Source organism: Rossellomorea sp. GCM10028870, assembly GCF_042666755.1.
Classification (GTDB): domain Bacteria; phylum Bacillota; class Bacilli; order Bacillales; family Bacillaceae_B; genus Rossellomorea.
Genome location: NZ_JBHTGN010000001.1, coordinates 34,790 through 54,249 on the forward strand (window position 1 = coordinate 34,790; position 19,460 = coordinate 54,249).

General features: G+C 36.2%; 19 protein-coding genes and 1 pseudogene. 17 read left to right on the forward strand and 3 right to left on the reverse strand.

The window, feature by feature from the left end; all coding sequences use genetic code 11:
- Positions 1–11 precede the first annotated feature (11 nt).
- The gene (locus tag ACFQWC_RS00175) at positions 12–1,109 is read right to left on the reverse strand and encodes a Ger(x)C family spore germination protein (RefSeq protein ID WP_377105514.1); all 1,098 of its coding nucleotides are present in this window, start codon (positions 1,107–1,109) and stop codon (positions 12–14) included.
- 15 nt (positions 1,110–1,124) lie between these two features.
- Positions 1,125–2,588 carry a spore germination protein gene (locus tag ACFQWC_RS00180; protein WP_377107190.1) on the reverse strand — a complete coding sequence of 488 codons (1,464 nt, stop codon included), beginning with the start codon at positions 2,586–2,588 and terminating at the stop codon, positions 1,125–1,127.
- A gap of 477 nt (positions 2,589–3,065) precedes the next feature.
- On the opposite strand from ACFQWC_RS00180, the pseudogene ACFQWC_RS00185 reads away from it, so the two are divergent.
- The 6 genes and pseudogenes from ACFQWC_RS00185 (at position 3,066) to ACFQWC_RS00210 (ending at position 8,098) form a co-directional block, all read left to right on the forward strand.
- Positions 3,066–3,981: pseudogene (locus ACFQWC_RS00185) on the forward strand (DHH family phosphoesterase).
- 187 nt (positions 3,982–4,168) lie between these two features.
- A complete protein-coding gene (locus ACFQWC_RS00190; RefSeq protein ID WP_377105516.1) occupies positions 4,169–5,731 on the forward strand; it encodes a phosphodiester glycosidase family protein in 1,563 nt (520 codons plus the stop codon).
- A 197-nt stretch (positions 5,732–5,928) separates the two neighbouring features.
- Positions 5,929–6,537, forward strand: a complete 609-nt coding sequence (locus ACFQWC_RS00195; RefSeq protein ID WP_377105518.1) for a class I SAM-dependent methyltransferase — start codon at positions 5,929–5,931, stop codon at positions 6,535–6,537.
- Positions 6,538–6,792: 255 nt separating this feature from the next.
- Positions 6,793–7,230 carry a VOC family protein gene (locus ACFQWC_RS00200; RefSeq protein ID WP_377105520.1) on the forward strand — a complete coding sequence of 146 codons (438 nt, stop codon included), beginning with the start codon at positions 6,793–6,795 and terminating at the stop codon, positions 7,228–7,230.
- Between the two features lie 49 nt (positions 7,231–7,279).
- Positions 7,280–7,702, forward strand: coding sequence for an NUDIX hydrolase (locus ACFQWC_RS00205; protein ID WP_377105521.1), 423 nt, complete (start codon positions 7,280–7,282; stop codon positions 7,700–7,702).
- 108 nt (positions 7,703–7,810) lie between these two features.
- Positions 7,811–8,098: a hypothetical protein gene (locus tag ACFQWC_RS00210; RefSeq protein ID WP_377105522.1), complete on the forward strand. Its 288-nt coding sequence runs from the start codon at positions 7,811–7,813 to the stop codon at positions 8,096–8,098.
- Positions 8,099–8,886: 788 nt separating this feature from the next.
- Here ACFQWC_RS00210 and ACFQWC_RS00215 read toward each other — a convergent pair.
- Entirely contained in the window at positions 8,887–9,393 is a 507-nt protein-coding gene (locus tag ACFQWC_RS00215; RefSeq protein ID WP_377105523.1) for a hypothetical protein, read from the reverse strand.
- Positions 9,394–9,822: 429 nt separating this feature from the next.
- On the opposite strand from ACFQWC_RS00215, the gene xerA reads away from it, so the two are divergent.
- The 11 genes from xerA to ACFQWC_RS00270 all read left to right on the forward strand — a co-directional run bounded on the left by xerA (position 9,823) and on the right by ACFQWC_RS00270 (position 19,458).
- Positions 9,823–10,710 (forward strand): site-specific tyrosine recombinase/integron integrase, encoded by an 888-nt coding sequence (gene xerA, locus ACFQWC_RS00220; protein WP_377105525.1) that lies wholly within the window; start codon positions 9,823–9,825, stop codon positions 10,708–10,710.
- A gap of 6 nt (positions 10,711–10,716) precedes the next feature.
- Positions 10,717–11,550 (forward strand): tyrosine-type recombinase/integrase, encoded by an 834-nt coding sequence (locus ACFQWC_RS00225; protein ID WP_377105527.1) that lies wholly within the window; start codon positions 10,717–10,719, stop codon positions 11,548–11,550.
- Between the two features lie 17 nt (positions 11,551–11,567).
- Positions 11,568–12,455, forward strand: coding sequence for a tyrosine-type recombinase/integrase (locus tag ACFQWC_RS00230; protein WP_377105529.1), 888 nt, complete (start codon positions 11,568–11,570; stop codon positions 12,453–12,455).
- A 13-nt stretch (positions 12,456–12,468) separates the two neighbouring features.
- A complete protein-coding gene (locus tag ACFQWC_RS00235; RefSeq protein ID WP_377105531.1) occupies positions 12,469–13,308 on the forward strand; it encodes a tyrosine-type recombinase/integrase in 840 nt (279 codons plus the stop codon).
- A gap of 657 nt (positions 13,309–13,965) precedes the next feature.
- Positions 13,966–14,817: a hypothetical protein gene (locus ACFQWC_RS00240; RefSeq protein WP_377105533.1), complete on the forward strand. Its 852-nt coding sequence runs from the start codon at positions 13,966–13,968 to the stop codon at positions 14,815–14,817.
- A 164-nt stretch (positions 14,818–14,981) separates the two neighbouring features.
- Positions 14,982–15,536: an SMI1/KNR4 family protein gene (locus ACFQWC_RS00245; protein ID WP_377105535.1), complete on the forward strand. Its 555-nt coding sequence runs from the start codon at positions 14,982–14,984 to the stop codon at positions 15,534–15,536.
- A gap of 885 nt (positions 15,537–16,421) precedes the next feature.
- The gene (locus tag ACFQWC_RS00250) at positions 16,422–16,775 is read left to right on the forward strand and encodes a Na(+)/H(+) antiporter subunit C (protein WP_258263011.1); all 354 of its coding nucleotides are present in this window, start codon (positions 16,422–16,424) and stop codon (positions 16,773–16,775) included.
- Between the two features lie 104 nt (positions 16,776–16,879).
- Positions 16,880–17,470 carry a hypothetical protein gene (locus ACFQWC_RS00255; protein ID WP_377105537.1) on the forward strand — a complete coding sequence of 197 codons (591 nt, stop codon included), beginning with the start codon at positions 16,880–16,882 and terminating at the stop codon, positions 17,468–17,470.
- Positions 17,471–17,622: 152 nt separating this feature from the next.
- Positions 17,623–17,865: a hypothetical protein gene (locus ACFQWC_RS00260; protein WP_377105539.1), complete on the forward strand. Its 243-nt coding sequence runs from the start codon at positions 17,623–17,625 to the stop codon at positions 17,863–17,865.
- 222 nt (positions 17,866–18,087) lie between these two features.
- On the forward strand, positions 18,088–18,375 hold the full coding sequence (locus ACFQWC_RS00265) for a hypothetical protein (RefSeq protein WP_377105541.1): 288 nt from the start codon (positions 18,088–18,090) through the stop codon (positions 18,373–18,375).
- 216 nt (positions 18,376–18,591) lie between these two features.
- A complete protein-coding gene (locus ACFQWC_RS00270; RefSeq protein WP_377105543.1) occupies positions 18,592–19,458 on the forward strand; it encodes a GNAT family N-acetyltransferase in 867 nt (288 codons plus the stop codon).
- Positions 19,459–19,460 lie beyond the last annotated feature (2 nt).

Sequence of the window (19,460 nt, forward strand, 5' to 3'; positions counted from 1 at the left end):
TATCAATTGATTTATTCTGTAGTTCCTGATTGATTTATCGTGACGTTCACACTTACATGTGTATTTATTTCTGGATACATTTCACTTAGTTCTTTAGAGTTCAAATTCTTAGATTTATGTCTAACTAAGTCCCCAAAACCGACAGGATCCACATTATTTTCCTGGAAAAAAGATATTAATTTTTGAATCTCTTTTTCAAAATGATCTCCCATTTTTTCTTCGAGTTTTGTTACCTTATCCTTTGACTTTAATACGGCTATATTTGGGATCTCCTCCACTTTTACATTTATTTCTAAATGGATGGAAATGGAGGGGGGGAATTCTTCTATCTTTACATTCATAGATACTTTTGATTTGTTAATATGAATTAATATTTGCTTCTCAGGGCCTTCATTTAATGATTCTTCTGTACCTGGAACCATATAACTCCCAATTTTAGCGTTTTTAAGAAGTAAATTTAGTAAGAAAGCTTCTTCATTGTTAATATTAATGATCTTCTTATCTTTTTTGAATAAAGCTAATCCATCAATCTTCACTTCTCCTTGTTCCTGCTTGAAAAATGGAAGGAACATATCCCGTCCCTCTCCATAATAATTGAATAATGTTTCATGTAGATTCATCATAGGTAGATTACCGCTTTTAATATTTTGTTCGACCATGTAGGATAAAAAAAAGGGCTCTCCTGATTTTTGTATTATATCCAATAATTCTGCGGCATTACCCTCTGCTACTCCGAGTTGAAGCATTGAAGGGATTTTTGGATCCCGGGTCAAACTTTGTAATTGATCTCCAATTCCCTTTTCTGAATAGTCATTTCCTAATAACACCATTCCCAATTGACCTATTTCAACTTGATGTTTTGACCTGCGGTTTATTCTTGGAATAAGATCATAATTAGAACTGGAAACAGTATCTATCAGTTTGAATTCTGTATCCCCCATTGCCTTATAGCGAGGAATAAGGACCGCCCCTTTATAGCTTTTTCCATCCATATCAATACTAAGGATTTGGGGGAGTTCAATATCATCAACCACTTTCTGCTTGGGAATACAACCTGGTAAACATGTGCTCAAAACGATCATCAGGATAATAAATGTAGTCTTAGCCATAGTGGCTTACTCCTTCTATTCATTAGTAAAGTCTTTTTTAAATTTATCTGTACGAATAACGTAACGTAATATAGAGGTAGGTCTTAAATACCCGGGTCTTTTATTTAGATTTTTATAAGAAGAACGTATAATACTATCCCCAAAATCATTCACTCTTAGTGGAAATAAAGGAACGGTGTAGGGGGCACCCAATGATTTTAATTGAGTTAAATGGATGAGAATGAAGGTTATGCCAATAAACATCCCAATTCCTCCCCATAGCGAGGAAAGGATAATAATTGGAAAGCGTAGATAACGAATGGTGTTAGACATCTTAAATAAGGGAGTCGTAAATGAAGCTAACGCAGATAGAGCAGTAATAATAATTAGGATGTTACTTGTTAACCCTGCTTCAACCGCTGCTTGACCAAGTATTACCCCCCCTACAATACCCAATGTTTGACTGATTTTAGTAGGTAATCTTGCACCTGCTTCTCGAAGGAACTCGATTGTGACCTCTAAAAATAAAACTTCAACAACAGGGGGAAAAGGAACGTCCTGCCTTGAAAAGATAAGGGGACCAAGCAAATCCATTGGAATGACTTCGTAATGATAAGTAGTTAAAATTAAATACATTGACGACGCAAATAAAGAGAAAAGTACTCCGAGAATTCGAATGATTCGAAAGAAAGATCCTAAAACCCATGGTAAATAATAGTCCTCCGGTGAGATGAAAGAATCAAAAATGCTTGAAGGACCAGTAACAAAATAGGGGGAACCCTCACATGTTATGGCTACCTGTCCACTGATAAGTGAATATACTACACGATCTCTCCGTTCCGTTGAGAGGAAAATTGGGAATGGAGACTTAGAGTTGTCAGAAATAATCTGCTCCAGCTGAGATGAATCAAACACAACATCAAAATCCATATCGCATAGCCGCTGTTCAACAGTCTCGATGTATTGCTTATTTGTTACTCCTTCTATATAAACAATGGCGACTTTTGTTTTGGACACTGTGCCAATAGTAAAGTCCTTTACAACCAAATTCGGAATGTTTATTTGAGCCCTAAGCAAACGTATGTTAGTGCTAATGTCTTCTACGAACCCTACCTTTGGACCAACAACACTAAACTCATTTTCCGTATCATTATTTTCACGCATCCCTTTTTTGGTAGACAAGTTAACTAAAGCATATTTTTCTCTCTGATTATGATTGAAGTGGATGGCTGCATATCCTTTCAATACTTTTGATTGTATTTCCTGGAACTTATCTGTAATCTCTATATCGTCAACCGGAATCCAGGTTAACAAGTCCTCAATTTTTTTTAGTTCGGAATCCAAAGCGCGGTTTTGTATTGCGCGAAGGACTTGTTGCTGAAGAACTTTTTCATCAATCAGAGTATTGAAATAGGAAATGGTAATGTCTTGATTGGAGAGAGAAATAGTTGTCGTTTTAAAATCATAAGATCTTCCTGACAGTTCTTTAAAATGATTCATGTCTTTTATTTCAGTTAGCAATTTTATTCCTCTCTTTTTCCTGGAATGTCATTTGGTCAAATGAACAAGATATAGTTTTTCTATTGTATTTTAGTAATTAGTAATGGTCCTTTTAATTATGCAGTAAATCCTAATAATGATATTTAAGGGAAGTGAGTAATAGGGGCAATAATTATGTGGTAGAGCAATACTATATAGGAACCTCTTGGATTTTGGAAAAATTTTCTTTGAATCAGATACACCATTTTGCAATAATTGGTGTAAAATGGATGCAGGATTACTTATGAATTTTAATATGCCCAATCTGTTGTAACTAATTCTTTAGTTCAAAGGGCAGGCTTGTTTAAATTGCGAACCAATAAGCTTAAACACTAGAGCTAGCTGCTTGTTCAGCAAAAGCCCCATCAGTTTAATAGAAGATTGAATATTTTTCTCGTCCCTTTTAGCTTTGAAGTTAAATCATGACCTCGTCAAACAATCAAACAATATGAAACGATCACTGTACATAGACATGTCCGCCCAGATTCCGATGACTATGGATCCTAAGGGGACTTGAGGAAATGCTGAATGCGTCCTTCCTGGATAAAAGATTTATGCCGTCGGGCAAGAAGATGAAAGCCTTCATTATTTAAAACGTCTGGATGTCATAGAAGTCCACGTTTTCGAGGGAGCGCTAATCATTGTGTGCGATACGGCGAATGAAGAACGAATCTGTGACAGTCGTTATAAGTTGGGGGATAAACTCGTGAAAATCGATCATCACCCCAATGAAGATGCATACGGAGATTACTTGTGGATCGATACTTCAGCAAGCTCAGTAAGTGAAATGATTTATGAATTCTACTTGTTCGGTAAGGATAAAGGATTAACGCTATCTGATGAGGGCGCAAGACTTTTATTTGCCGGGATCGTGGGAGATACAGGAAGATTCCTTTACCCGAGCACCACGCAGAATACGTTTGATATCGCAGGCGAGTTGATTCGCTTTGATTTTGACCGTAATGAACTATTCAATAAAATGTACGAGATCGATGCCAATGTCATCAAACTGCACGGATATGTCCTTCAAAACTTCGAAATGGATGGGGACGGCTGTGCAAGCATGATTATGACGAAGGAAATTCTTGAAGAGCATCAGGTCATTCCTTCAGAAGCTTCTTTACTGGTCAGTACATTGGGGAACGTAAAAGGCATCAAAGCGTAGGTCTTCTTCATTGAAGAAAGTGATCAAATCAGGGTCCGCCTCCGTTCCAAAGGGCCAGTCATCAACACAATCGCCAAAAAATACAACGGCGGAGGACATCCATTGGCGGTTGGGACTTCGATTTATTCATGGGAAGAAAAAGAAGAAGTGATGAAGGATTTAAGAGAAGTATGCAGGAATCATAGTTAAGCTTGTTGGAGCCGGCGGATGCCGGCTTTTTATTTTGGGAAAATGTTCGGGAAGTTTTCATTCCTATGATAGAAAGTTAACGAAATATAAACAAAGTTCATCAAAGATTTATACTATAGTAACGTTATATTATTAATTTCCCTTTAGTAGGGTGGTGCATTAAAAATTTGTTTGGAGGTTTTATAATATGCACCGCTCATTAATAAAAACGGCCCTTGTATCTGTGTTATCACTATCTACTGTTCTGACAATTGGATTGCATGATCAAGATGCAGAGGCTGCGAATACGCAAGAGACCCTCTCAATCGGAAAGAAAAATTTACCTGAATCACGAAATACACAACAATTAGCCAGGGGAGTTACGTACACAGACATTGAGAGAGGCTATGTTTCAGATAACAGGTATTATACGGTGGATGTAGCTTTTTTGGGTACAAAGGAAAAAGCGGATACCCTTATTCAAGAACTAAAGAAAAAAGGATACAAAGCAAAACTTCATAAAGTTGAGAATAAACACCCTGAATCTACTGATGTAAAAGAGAAACATATTGGGTATGTGGTGCGTAAAGGGGAATTCAAAGAAGAAAAAGTAGCGAACGATCTTGCTGATCAATTGAAAACAGACGGATTTGAGAAAGCAAGAGCCACTTTTTCGGAATATGATGGAACAACGATGTCAACGGGACCGTGGAAAATAGATGTTCTTGAGATTGATCCTGATAAATTTCAGGGGGAGTTGACGAATGCCCTTGCAAAAGATAAGATCACAGGACGAGAAACCGTTTCTTCCATGGCTGACCGGACACTGGCTGGATTAAATGGAGGCTACTTTGTCGTAGGTTCAGCTGACGGAGTTCCTGGCGATCCGGCGGGAATCTCGGTAGTCAATGGACAATTGGTAAGCGAAGCGGTTGGCGAACGTACAAGCCTGCTTCTTTCTGAAAACAGAGCAGAGATAACAGATACCTCCACTTCACTGCAAGTTGAAACTGAAAGTGGAGAAAGAGCAGTGATTGACGGGATCAACCGCAAACCTGGATTGATTAGGAGTTGCGGTGGGGTAGAGGACGCAGAAACCAATCAACCCAAACACGATGTAACATGTACAGACCAAGAAGAAATCATTGAATATAACTCCTATTTCGGTGATACTACTCCTAAAGGAGATGGCTTTGAGGTTGTACTAGATGAAGAAGGGACCATTGTTGACACATACTCAGAGAGAGGGAACAGTATTCCTGCGAAAGGCAGTGTACTTTCAGCGACAGGAGATAGGGCAGATTGGCTACAAAATCATGTTGCAGCTGAAGAGAAGTTATCAATCACAAGAACCGTAACAGCTGACGGAAAGCAAGTAGAGACTCAACCTGGTTTAGATATCATAGGGGGAGCACCTCAACTTCTTAACGATGGAAAGATAGACATTCAGGCAAGAGAAGAGGGGTTTGCTTGGAGCAATGACTTCTATTATCACTTTGCACAATACCGTCATCCAAGATCCTTTGCGGGTATTAAAGAAAACGGAAATATCTTATTGATCACCGTAGAAGGTCGTAATCCTGAACAGAGCATTGGAGTCAACTTCTTTGAAAGTGCTCAAATCCTTCAATCCCTTGGAGCGGTTATAGGAATGAACCTTGATGGTGGAGGCTCATCCGCAATGGTCGTGAACGAACAACTTGTAAACAAGCCGTCAGACACCACTGGTGAACGTCCAGTGTCCGATGGCATCCTTATTTTGAATAAATAAAGACCAAACAAAAAGCCAATTTACTGCATTAAACGGTAAATTGGCTTTTTGTTTGGGTCACAATCCTACTATTTCGACTTTTTATGGAATGGATATCTAAAGTTCGCTTTATGAGCGAGAATTGTGCTTTAGGGGTTCGAGTTCTGATATAATGACCACCATAAAGCAGGATTTCTTTATGAATAGGGGAGTGGATTGTGGAACATAACGTCTTTGAAGATATGGCAAAAAGATACGATACTGAAGAAAGAAAAGAGCTAGCTACTGTAATAGTTAAGGAAGTAAGATCAAAATTGCAAAATAGTAAATCAAAATCATTATTAGACTACGGAAGTGGTACTGGCCTCATTAGTTTAGCATTATCAGACCTAGTAGATTCTATCTTGTTAGTTGATTCATCAGAACAGATGCTGGAAGTTGCGAAAGCTAAGATTTCTCAAAAGGGAATCACCAACTCAGAAGTACTTTATTCAGATTTCACCCAAGGAACCCCCGATCTTAAGGCTGATATCGTATTAATGTCCCTCGTCCTTCTTCATATTCCAGAAACTAAGAAAATTCTACAAGAATTGTTCACCATTCTAAATGATGGCGGCAAGCTCATCATCGTAGATTTTGACAAAAACGAACAAATCAGTCACCCAAAGGTTCATAACGGATTTGATCATGAAAATCTGAAAGAAAAACTCTCTGAAGTGGGGTTTACTTCTACTGAGATTAAGACGTTTCATCATGGGCAAAAAATCTTTATGAATCAGGATGCTTCAATGTTTATCGCGAGTAGTATGAAGTGGGTGAACACGTAAAAATATAAGAAACCGAGTCTTACATAATAAGTAGACTCGGTTTTATTTTGTGAATTCATAAAGTAAATGGAAAAAGAGGCTTTAACCATTAAACGGGCTAGTAGAATTAAGGGATTGCTCAGAATCGAAATATTTGAAATAATTGGTATTATGCTAAAAAGAAGGATATTTTCTGCACTAAGCAAATGATAAGTTCAAACCATCTTTACACGAATACAGGTATTGAAAGTATCAGGAACATAGGAGGTATGAGATATGAAAATCAATAGAATTGATCATGTGAGTATAAACGTACAAGATCTTTCAGGGGCTAAAGCGTTTTTTCTTGATTTAGGACTTCAAGTGCAAGCGGAATGGGAAATGGAAGGAGAGCAGTTGGACAGAATCGTTGGGCTTAAAGATGTTAAAACGGCATGTGTAGGAATGGGGATGCCAGACGGTCAGGCATGGATAGAATTAGTCAAATTTTATTCACCGTCAGATGAAGAAGGTATTCAGCAAACGTTCCCCAACACGCTGGGTATCCGACATATCTGCTTTGCTGTTGAAGATCTTGAAACAATTGTTTCAAATTTGAAAATGAAGGGCTCGGAAATCTTTAGTGAGATCCAGCAATATGAAGACAAATATAGGTTGTGCTACGTTCGTGGTCCGGAGGGTATTATTTTAGAGTTGGCGGAGGAAATCAGGTGAATATTGAGTGGAATTTAAATGCCCTTAAATCTATTGGAGAGTGTTATTTATGACACCAATAAAAAAAGCTTATGGATACGTCACAAGAGTAATAGATGGAAAGATACAAGTATTGGTATTTCAGCACAAGGATATCCCTGAGGCAGGTATCCAAATACCTAAAGGTACAGTAAAAGAGGAAGAAGGTACATATAACGCAGTAATTAGAGAAATTAAAGAAGAAACTGGAATTCAAAGTTTTGAAGTGGATCGTTTGATATCAGAAGACTATTGGGAAAATGATGATGGTTCTATACATAATAGGTATTTTTATAAGATAGACTGTAATGAAATTGCTGATGAATGGGAGCACAATCCGACAGGTGGAGGAGAAGAAAAAGGACTTACTTTTCAATTCTTTTGGGTATCATCTGACGAAGAAATTGAACTAGTAAGAGGCCACGCAGACTATTTAAAGCTAATTTTCAATTAAAATTTATGTACCTCTTATTCCAACCGAAGAGGGCAAAAATCGAAGACCAGCCTATGATCTCGGACTATTGCCTTCTTATTATAAATAAAAATATATGGAGGAATAGTTATGTGGGTAATATTAGGGGTTATTGCAATAATAGTAACTTTTATAAATCTTTATATGTATACAGCAGGAAAGGATTATAAGCTTGCTATGGCAATGGGATTATCATTTACAGCATTAACACTTTGTGCAGAATACAGTTATGTATCCCGGTGGGTAAAAGTAGAAGATTGGGCGGCTTTATCGGATGTAGTACCTGGTATGGAAAGGGCACTATGGTTTTTGACATTTGTTTCTATCCTACTAAATATAGCCCCTGTATTTTTAGAACGAAAACGTAAGAAAGTATGACTTATTATCACATCAACACTTTGTCATTTAGAGAAATTACAGAGTCATTGGAATCCGTTTTTAAGCAGGATCAAGTAGTTGATAGACCAAAATAAGATGGACAAGTTAAGTATGGAACCAAGTGAGCTAAGTAAGTACTGTAATAATCCCATGATTCGGTGAGGGGATATAATGTCATTGCTCTTGAGCCATCAGAGATCATGAGGACCCATGGGGGCGTTGATCTAAGAAGGATTAACGCTTTTTTTAAGAATTAACGCTTTTTTTGTTGAAATGGCTCAATAACAGTAGGTTCAGTTGAGGAGGTGGATTAAACCGCCTTTCTAATTCAACAATCGGGCAAGATTATTGAATAAAATTCTTGGGGAAAAAGAATGAATTTTCTTATAAGCCATATTGTTTTTACTTATGTCTAGCCCAAAATGTCCTAGAAAACTTTCAATTCACTTTTTGGACAAAATAAAATATTCTATTATACAAAAGCAAAATTTTACTTAAGAAGTATTATATTTTACTTTAAATTATAGACAAGGAGACAAGGATTTGAATGAGATGATAATTAAAGTAGAAGAAAAGTTCATTTCCCGTTAAATGATTTCTTGTGAGCGCGTAAAAAACGATGTGCAAAATCCATTTTTAAAAATATCTGAAAGTTAAATATGGTTTTAGTAAAGGGTCATAGAGATAGCAAAATGTATCACCTAAACTGGAGCATATTAATGAAATAATGGGTAGTGCTTTGGTATAAAAAAAGACAGGCAGAGGATCTGCCGGACAGGGTGGAATGATTAGTACATTTTACTATGTGGTTTGTTACTAATGATGTTAATGGAACGGTCGATGCATTTCATGTAACTAATATTTCCTGAAATACGTTGTTTTGTTGTATAAAACGCTTTTGAAAACTTATCGATTACAATGCGTGTATCTTGCATTCCAAAGTGCTTAATGTAATTTTTAATCGCTCTTCTAATTTGTTTATTACTCATGTGCTTACCTTCTGTCTCTTTTTTTTGAATGTAGTTAGTCGTCTTTTTCCCGATTTTATAAACAGCTCTGCGTCCGTATTTCCCCATATCCTTAAATTTAATTCCTAAATCAGGATATGCATTGATCAAATTAAAGAATTTTTTACCAAATACTCCTGCAGGACCTCTTTGTATAGTCCAGTCTTTACCATAGACGTCAGGTAACCCAAATTCATCACCAATTTCAAAATTCCCTTCACGAATTCTCTTAAAAGCTTCTTCTAGGGTGAAAATGGTATCATTCTGAAATATAGTATCATTCATCAACCCTAACTAACCTTTCCCCCATAAATTACAAACCACCCTAAAAAAACTTATGTTTTAATTCAGAAATAAACGTTACTTATTTTACCATAATTATTACCTATCTGAAGATACAAAAATAAGAAATTATAATCTTAAAATCTTTAGTGAACCTTTTAGAATACTAGTTAGGTCCAATAGCTCTTATTTGAAATACCTACATCTTTAGCACAAGAAAAAAGCTTATTAATTTAGGAAAGAGTTAACCCAAACGCAAAAGGGCCAGCATTTTCATAAGAAGGTTATAAGGCTTAGAATGTCGGTAACTTTGGAGTTTAAGAAATTCTCTCTATAAAAGCTCTTATAGTAATCACAATTATATAAGTATAAAGATAAATAAAAATGTCTAAGAATAATATATATAACCACCATTGATAGAAGAGAGGTTAGGTTATGGAAGAATCAAATGATTATTGGAAAAGTAGCTTACAGGATGAATCATTAAGAACAATAATGAATGAATATTTGCTAAGTTTAAAACTTGAAAACAAAGCTGAAAGAACAATAAAAAACTATCGGTGGTTTTTAGAACGGTTCTTCAGCATGTGTACTGTTCCTTTAAATCAATTAACAACGAATGAAGTGAGAAAGTACTTTTTACATTTCACAAATGGAAAAAAAGAGAAGACGGTAGATGCTTATCTAACAGCATTATCATCATTTTTGCAATTTTGCCTTGCGGAAGAGTATACAGAAAATGTCATTATTAAAAAAAGATGGAGACCCAAAATTCCAAAGTCCTTACCCAAGTATTTAAACGAGAATGAGTTTGCTAGAGTAAAGATTGTAACAGAAAATTTGGCTCTTCGTGATCGTGCACTGATGCTACTATTATTCTCGTCAGGATGCAGGAGTTCGGAAGTTTCTAATCTTTCTATTAAAGATGTCAATTTAGAAAAAAGAACAGCTGAAGTAACGGGAAAAGGAAAGAAAATTAGAAAGGTGCATTTTTCGGAAGAGTGTGCCCTTGTATTGAAGGACTATATACAGACAAGAATCTGTAAAGGAACAGACCCATTATTCTTATGTAATTCCGATCAACGCTTAGGTCCAAAATCCATTTATTACATAACGAGGAAAATTGGAAAAAAAGCTGGGTTAAATCAATCGTTGCATCCTCATTGTTGTCGCCATACATTTGCAACAAACATGCTAGCAAGAGGGGCAACCATTGAATTCATAGCAGATGAATTGGGACATTCCAATCTAAACACAACTCGTATATATGCACGTATTCTAACTGAAGACATGATTACATCTTATCAAAATATAATGGGGTAGATAACCATGAACGAAGAGGTACTAGTGTCATTTTTTGACGATCATCAATCAAGGTTTAGTAAAGAAACAATCAGAAGTTATAGACTTTCGCTTCAACAATTCTTCTTCTTTTGTAAAAAAGGATATAGTGAAGTAAAGGCTGCTGATATAAGAGCATGGCTTGCTTCACTAGAGGAAAAAGGTCTAAAAAAACGTTCGATACATATTAAACTATCAGGATTGAAGTCGTTTTATCAATATTGTATGGAAGAAAATCTTCTAAAGAAAAATCCATTGTCAATGGTAAAAACCCCTAAAAAAGATGATGTCCTTCCATACTACTTAAGTAAGCGCCAGTTGGCCGAGTTACAAGAATTAACACGGAATGATTACCAATTTCGCCCTATCATTGAAACATTATATTCCACAGGAGTAAGGATCAGTGAGCTGTTACAAATAAAATTAGAAGATATTAAATGGGATACCCGACAAATATGGATACGGAAAGGAAAGGGAACCAAAGAAAGATTTGTCCTTTTTTCGCATGACTGTGCGGAACGCTTAAAACTATACCTAGAAAAACGTGAAACAAACAGCTTGTTCTTATTTGCTAATCGTAGAGGAGGTCCACTTCACCGGGAATATATACAAAAAAACTTTCGTAATTTCTCCGAATCACTTGGTTTTAAGGTGAGCCCCCATACTTTACGCCATACATTTGCCGCACATTTAGCAGAAAAAAATATGCCACAAAGTTACATTCAGGATCTACTGGGTCATGTGGATATTAATAGTACACGTATTTATACTCGTCTAATGGAAACAGCACGAAAAAAGCAGTATGACAGATATCAAACTTAAATGAAAGGAGTGTCTATATGGAAAAGTATTGGCAATTAACTAAGGCTTTACCCTTGGAAAACAATCAGGAGGTAGTAAGTGATTTTTTGTTAAGTTTGAAACTTGCAAACCGAAGTGAGGGAACGGTCATTCAGTACAGGCGTTTTTTAGAACACTTTTTTAATGATATGGTAGATCCGTTCTCCTCGCTCTCATCAGATACGATTTTAGAGTGGTTTAGAACTCATCAAAGTCATATTAAAGAAGCCACTCTCCAACTACGTCTTAGTATTTTATCCTCTTTCTATTCTTTTTGCCTTAAAGAAGCGCTTGTAGAACGGTCTCCCATAAAAAGCCGTTGGTTTCCTAGACTTCCTCAACCGGTGCCTAAATACCTGGATAAAGAAGAGGTTGCAAAAATCCGACAACAGTGTGAATTAACAATCCTCAGAAACCAACTGTTGGTTGAATTCATGCTTGTTTCAGGTTGCCGGGTCAGTGAGGTACATCGCCTAAATAGAGAGGACTTAAATTTTGAAAAACGGACTGCCAAGGTAGTAGGCAAAGGAACAAAAATTAGGCACGTTCACTTTACAGACAAATGTGCTGTACTCCTAGAAATGTACCTTAAAACCAGCCGAAAGAAAGTATCTCCTGCACTTTTGGTGTCAAATACCACGGGAAAACGTTTAAGCATTCGAACCATTCAGCAGATACTAAAGGATATAGGGGATAATACTGAACTTAGTTTAGGGCTTCATCCTCATCGATTGCGGCACACTTTTGCGACAGAGCTATTAGCTAAAGGAGCAGAATTATCTTTTATAGGAGATGAACTTGGTCATTCGGACTTAGGAACTACCCTGATCTATGCTCGCCTCCCGAAAAGAGAAATCATTGCGCTCTATCGAAAGTATATGGGTTAGGGGAGATCCAGAAATGATAGAATCCGAGGAGTGTATCCATAAATTCATTGAAGAATACAGTTTTCGTTTAGATGAAAAGACGGTTGATCTCTATCAAAAAGCTGTCAGACAGTTATTGATTTATACTACTAAGTCGGTCGTTGAAGTTACTGCAAAAGATATAAGAAGTTGGTTAATAACATTAGAGTTAGGTGGTTATAAAAAAGTAACCATTAAGACAAAACTAGCAGGCATAAAGCTATTTTTTAAATATTGTTTAGAAGAAGAGTTTGTCTCACATAGTCCAGCAGCACCAGTACCATTCCCTGAACTAGAAGATTCTCTGCCGCACTACTTGGAAATGCATCAATTGATAGAATTGAGACTTTTAGTGGAAGGGAATATTGAAGATCGTGCTATTGTGGAGGTTTTATATGCGACAGGCATACGAGTGAGTGAATTAATTAACTTGCAAATTGAAGATATTTGCTGGATTGAGCGCTTAATTAATATTCAAAGCGGAAAGAGAAAGAAAGGACGTATTGTATTATTTACCCGATCATGTGGAGAGCATTTAAGGGCCTATTTAGATCAGCGCCGGGATACTATTCCGAATGTTTTTGTTGACGCAACGGCAACTAGGCCAGCAGTGAAACGTACAATTCAATCGAGGTTTGAGAGATATGAAAAAAGGCTGGGGGTTCGATGCACTCCTCATACGTTACGTCATACCTTTGCTGCCCATTTAGCACAAAAAGGAATGCCACTGGAATGTATTCAAGTGCTTTTAGGACATAACAGTCCCCACCAAACTCAATTATACGCTCGGTTATATAGTCATGCACGTAAACTGATGTACGATGAGTGGATGTAAGGGAAAAACTGATATTTAGGAAACTCCCAGTTAATTAGTAAGCCTAATCGCTATATTATTGAGATTAGGCTTTTTAATATTAACTTGGAAAAAGCATTTTACTCAATTAAAGGGCCATTTAATGGAACAAGACCATTGCTCATAGTTGTAAAATTTTGCATCGCCCTTTCCGGTGCGGTACGTTGTACTGCAATTCTCCAACATACTATCTACATGAAATGCGAACGGTACCTAACACATCATATGATTTCACTCTGTGCTCAAGATAGGAAACACGTTTATGCCAGCAATCAATCTTAGTAATGGATTCTATCACAACGGCTTCCATACTTTTGAGTTCTTTGAGCAATCTTATGACCTCACCCAAGTCGAGCGTGATTGTATTCATCCCGACAAAGAGGAAAAACTTTGGTATAGGTTCAGTTGCGTCGCATTCGTATCGTCACCTTTTTCCGTGACGATAGAGTTCACTCTTATCATAAGAGTGGATTTTTTTATGTTATTTTTACTACAAAAAATGGAAATTTAGTGAAATAAATCCTAATATTTGTTAATAAAATTGGGTATTTTTTACTTTTATTAAACATTACGAAGGTATTTGGAAAAAATTGTTGAATTCTGTTATTGATCTTAAATTGAAAGGAGAAATGCAATAACATGATGAAACAAGTGTCAAAGATTTTGTTGGTGTTGCTATTAGCCTTTGGTGCAGCCTTTTCGTTTTTAAGCTCAGCTTCAGCGAATGCTGGTACGAACGATTATCAGGTATCCAATCCTGATGTTAAAACCTTAACGGAGAAGACCTATTTAACATTCGATGAGGATGGGACATCCAGAAAAATCAACAAGAGTGAAGCCAAAGAGATCGAAAAGTTAGCGAAAGAACAGCACCAGCAGAAAGAACGTAAGAGTCTATATAATACTAAAAAGATGGACCTTGCAGCGTTAGATCCTAATAAACCGTCAAAGTCATCCGATACAGAAATGGAGAAGGCTGTTGCCTCTGAAGTGAATTATGTCGAAGTGACGAATAACACCATCTTTGACAATGTGAACAAAACTGTCACATTAAAAGTGACCATTACAAAAATTATTGGTGATCCCCCTGTCATAGTCATTGCCGGATACGACTTGCTGAGCAGTAAAACACTTGAAGGTACGTACAGCAAAGTAACTGGATTTGATGTAGAATGGACAGGAGCACAAATTTATATTGGAAGAACGTATTCAAAAACATACAACGTAACATCAACCAATTTCTGGATGACGCAAAGGGTCACAACAGTGGGCTGGTTGGGGTCATATCCTGAAACTGATAGCGGGCAAGCAGGGCCAGTATTGGCAAACAAAAAAGCTACTTTCTACCCGGTGATTCAAAACAATCATAGCGGTCAGTACATGCCGACTCCGACAAGAGCCGACATGGCCGTCGTACCATTAGAAGATCGCTCACCGTGGAACAATACACTTAGAGGACAATATATTGCTTCGTATATTGATGTATGGTGATCCGAATTGGGATTGGTCTGGAGTAGATATCCACCACGTCATCCCAAGAGAGTACGGGGGAGGAAACAGTTTTTCAAATCTGTACCCGTTACCGCGAACCATCCTCCAGCAAACGGTATCTCCATGGTGGGCAAGCTACTAAAATGAAAATAGGGGGAATTTAAATGATACTTAACAAGACGTTACATGCTCTAAAGAAACGACTCGATGAAAAAGGAAATATGGAGATTGTGGCTGAGCAAGGGAATATTCACACGGTTCATTGTTCATTTAATCCCCCTATTGAAAGCGGAGACCTGAAGGCATTTCAAGAAGAAAGAAAATGGATGTTTCCTGAAGATTTTCAACAATTTCTATCTCAACACAATGGGGCAAAAATGTATGAAATGTTACTAGGCTCGATTAATATTGGTGGTGGATTGCAGATATACTCTATAGAGGAAATAAAGGAGATAAACGATGCCCTTAAATCCTTGTATGATTATATTCCGATAGGGTATGTGCTTGAAAATAATCTATTGATAAGTCGAACAGCTATTGAACGAGATGATCCTGACTACCTGTATATTGCCGGGACATCTTTGAAACCGGAACCATTACATTCGAATTTGGAAATTTTTTTAGATCGGTTTGTGGTGTCCCAAGGTTCAAACTTTTGGGAATGGCCGAACTATACAGCAAAGAATTATTATAAACATTCCGGAGGCATCGAATTTTAATACTGATTAAATCAAAGAATAGCACGACCATTTTTCTGCTTGTATATTGAACCATTTGAGTGGTTTTTACTTTGCCAACATATACTGTTTTTGAGGTTTCATAGATTGGAACGAAACCATAAAAAAGCTTGGAGCATCCCAAGCTTTTTTTGCGGCCACTCTGTCAGGATTTTACAATATGTACCCTGATGAAGTATATCTAAGGGAGATAACCCTCAAACGTATGTAAATAAAAAGACCAAACATATAGTATATATAAAATATGTTTGGTCTTTTTTGTTATGATTCTGTTCGTAACCTCGTTGCTTTATATTTTCTTATCAACTAACTAAGCAGGTTAGTTGAAGTATCGTCTTTATGTCTTACTACACAATCGGGCAGGTTTGTTGAATAAATACATAAAGTATTGAAACTTTTGTTCGATAAATTCGTATAGTTAGTAAAGTATTTAAAATGGTGGTGTCACTTTGGAAACTAATGTTCAAACTTCTCAATATGATCAAGCGGTGACCAAAAAAGAAGTGAGTATGGGGAAGTTACTAAACATATTAGGACTTTTCATATTTGCTGGGACAGCATTAACTAATATAACAACTCCACTCCCTTCAATCGAGGACACCAAACAATTTTTGTACTGTATTGTTGGAAGCGCTTTTATCTATTTTCTTTTAGTGAATATCTACTTCACTGGACAAATAGGTAGAAAGGTCGTCCTTACAACTCTCTTTCTGTTAGGTTGTTTTAGCATATTTATGGCTATTTATCTTGCGACTAATCCAGTATCACACTAATACCTATATTCAAGTAACAGGGGCGTTTGCTGAACAAGCAGTCGCCCTTTGTTCTAGTAAAGGACAGGATAACGGAAGAACAGGGGGATTTTGAGTGGAAATATTAATGTCCATAGTAATCGGAATAATTATGATGTGTGCGGTTTATTTAATACTTTCTAAAAGTCTACTTAGAATTATTATCGGCACAGGGCTTCTCAGTCACGCGGTTCACCTTTTGCTTATAACAATGGGAGGATTACCAAAGGGAGAAGAAGCGCCTCCCCTACTGGGTGAACATTCTTCTAAAGGATATATAGATCCTCTCCCTCAGGCATTAATTTTAACAGCAATTGTAATTAGTTTTGGAGTAACTGCATTTTTCTTAGTTTTAGCGTACAGAGCTTATCAGGAACTGGAAACCGATAATATGGAGAGAATGAGTGAAAACGAGGATCGTTTGACGTGAAAATAGTACTACTTTTCGCAAGATAGGTGTTGGCCTTTTGCATATTCTTTATTACATTAAAGGGCAGGATACTTGAAGAAGTAAAAGAGTCAATGGGGGATTAAATGTATAAAGCAAATTTGAAAAAATATTTAAACAGATTTCTTTTTTTGTTAATTGGAGTCTTTGTAATTTACAGTTTTTATGTTCAGATTGAATATAGATATTACGTTAATCAGAGTATCGATAGAAATTATGATAATTTATCAATTATTACAGTTAAAGGTAGTAATCTGGCTAACAGGCTGGAGGAGTTTGTTAATTTAACTGAAGGAAATAGTGAAGTGAAAAGCGATTTGTACAATAATTGGAGAATTGTTAAAGGAGAAAGTAAAAGCATTCACTCCTACTTATTTGCCATCAATACAATACATATGGGAGACGCATCATCCGATTGGGATTTAATGCAATATAGCTTATTTCGTGTTGATGAGTTTATATCTGGTATGACTAATAAGTTTCTTGAAAATCATTCTTATGTCATAAGTAATGAAGAAAAAGAAAAAATGGAAGCCGTAATTACAGTTTTTAGAACCATCAGTGAAGAAAAAGACAATGAATTAATTGATATGAAAAGTATTTTACAGTCAATAAAGGAACCGATGTTAATTATTGATGACAATTATTCAAATACACTTGAAAGAATAGGTAAGTAAACCAATAAAAGGCTATATAATAAAGCTAACGAAAGCCAAATAGCAGCCAGCTTGTCTACAGAAAGACATAGTATCTTCAGCTATGGGCTAAAACCCAAGGCTTTTCTGTATTCGATGAAGAAGTTCAAGAGGTTATAGAATTTAATATAGAGATGGCAAATGAAACACAAAATGAAAAATTCAATAACCTTCTCAATGAAATGGATATGACAATAGAAGAATACTGCAAAGAATATGCTTATGAATCGATGAAGGGAAAGCTATTGGAAAACAAACTGTATGACGATATAACATCTAAAGGTGAAGAGTGGAATGAATTCAAGAAGAAAGTAATAAACGAATATAGAGAAAAAAATGATACTCAAATTAATAATCTATTAGAAAGAGCAAATTAATGTGGGAGAGTCTTTATTCCATAACGGGGGCGTTGATCTAAGAAGGCAGATTAGTGAAAGAAGGTACTTAAACTAAAGAGCAGGTTTTTCCAATAAGAAATCACAAAAGGATGAGCATTTACTATAAATTAGATTTGACGTATTAATGTCTAATAAGAAAGTAACGGGAAAAATGGAGATGAAGCACATTAGTTATCAATAAAAAAATATGGAGGAATTGTTATGTGGGTAATATTAGGGGTTATTGCAATAGTAGCAACTTTTATAAATCTTTATATGTATACAGCAGGAAAGGATTATAAGCTTGCTATGGCGATGGGACTATCTTTTACTGCATTAACACTTTGTGCAGATTACAGTTATGTATCTCGGTGGGTAAAAATGGAAGATTGGGCGGCTTTATCGGATGTAGTACCTGGTATGACAAGGGCATTATGGTTTTTGACAATTGTTTCTATCTTACTAAATATAGCACCTATACTTTTGGAACGAAAACGTAAGAAATTATGACTTATTATCACTTCATTTATACACCTTGTCATTTAGAGAATTCACAGAGTCATTTCAATCAGTTTTATAGCTGGATCTAGCAGCTGATGGACCCCCTTTGTTTTCAGGAAATGAGAAGAGTGTTAAAGGAGAATGTACTAAAATTTTTTCTTGTATATGAGTAACTGGGGAAGAAAGTAATACTCTCAATATGGAATCGATTAAGGAGAAAATTTTATGATTACAAGTAAGATGGCAAAGTTAGATTTAGTCCAGTTTGATAAAAAAGACATCCCGGGTTTAATTGAACTGTCTGAATCAGTTGGGTGGGATTATGATGAACACGAGATTGGTACTGTTATGTCATCTGGTAAAGTATTTGGCCATAAAAATAATGAGGGTAAGATTGTTTCAAGCGCAGCCATTATCCCTTATGAAACGAATCTAGCCTCTATTGGTATGGTCATAGTCAACAAAGAATATAGAGGAATGGGATTAGGAAAAGAAGTGACACAACAATGTATGAATTCTCTTTCAAGTGACTTTTCAATTATGCTAATTTCAACTGAAAATGGAAAGCCTCTCTATGAAAAAATGGGATTTCAAATCGTTGACCATGTGCACAAGTACATATGTGATACCTATTCAACTTCTAATCTAGCCAATAGAAAAGTAACCATTGAACATTTTAATGAGAGCGACTTAAATAAAATAATTGAGCTAGATGAAGAGGCTTATGGAGATAAAAGAAGCACCTTTCTTAAACATAGAATTAATCAATCCAAGGATTGTGTAATGGTGAAAGATACTATAGGGAACATTATAGGTTTTGGATTATCTATATTAGGCCCTATCAATCTAATAATAGGTCCCATTGTGGCACCGGATGCTCAGGTAGCATCTATGATTCTAGAAAAGCTGGCTATTGGACATCAAGGCAAATTAAGGATCGATATACCATCAGGTAATGGAATGTTTATGGAAGCAGTAGAGAAATGCGGGTTTTTAAACGTGAGTAATCCACCCATTATGATGTTTAATTCCACTAAGATGCCACAGAGAAATGGTGAATTATTTGGAATTGCTGCACAGGTGTTTGGTTAAGA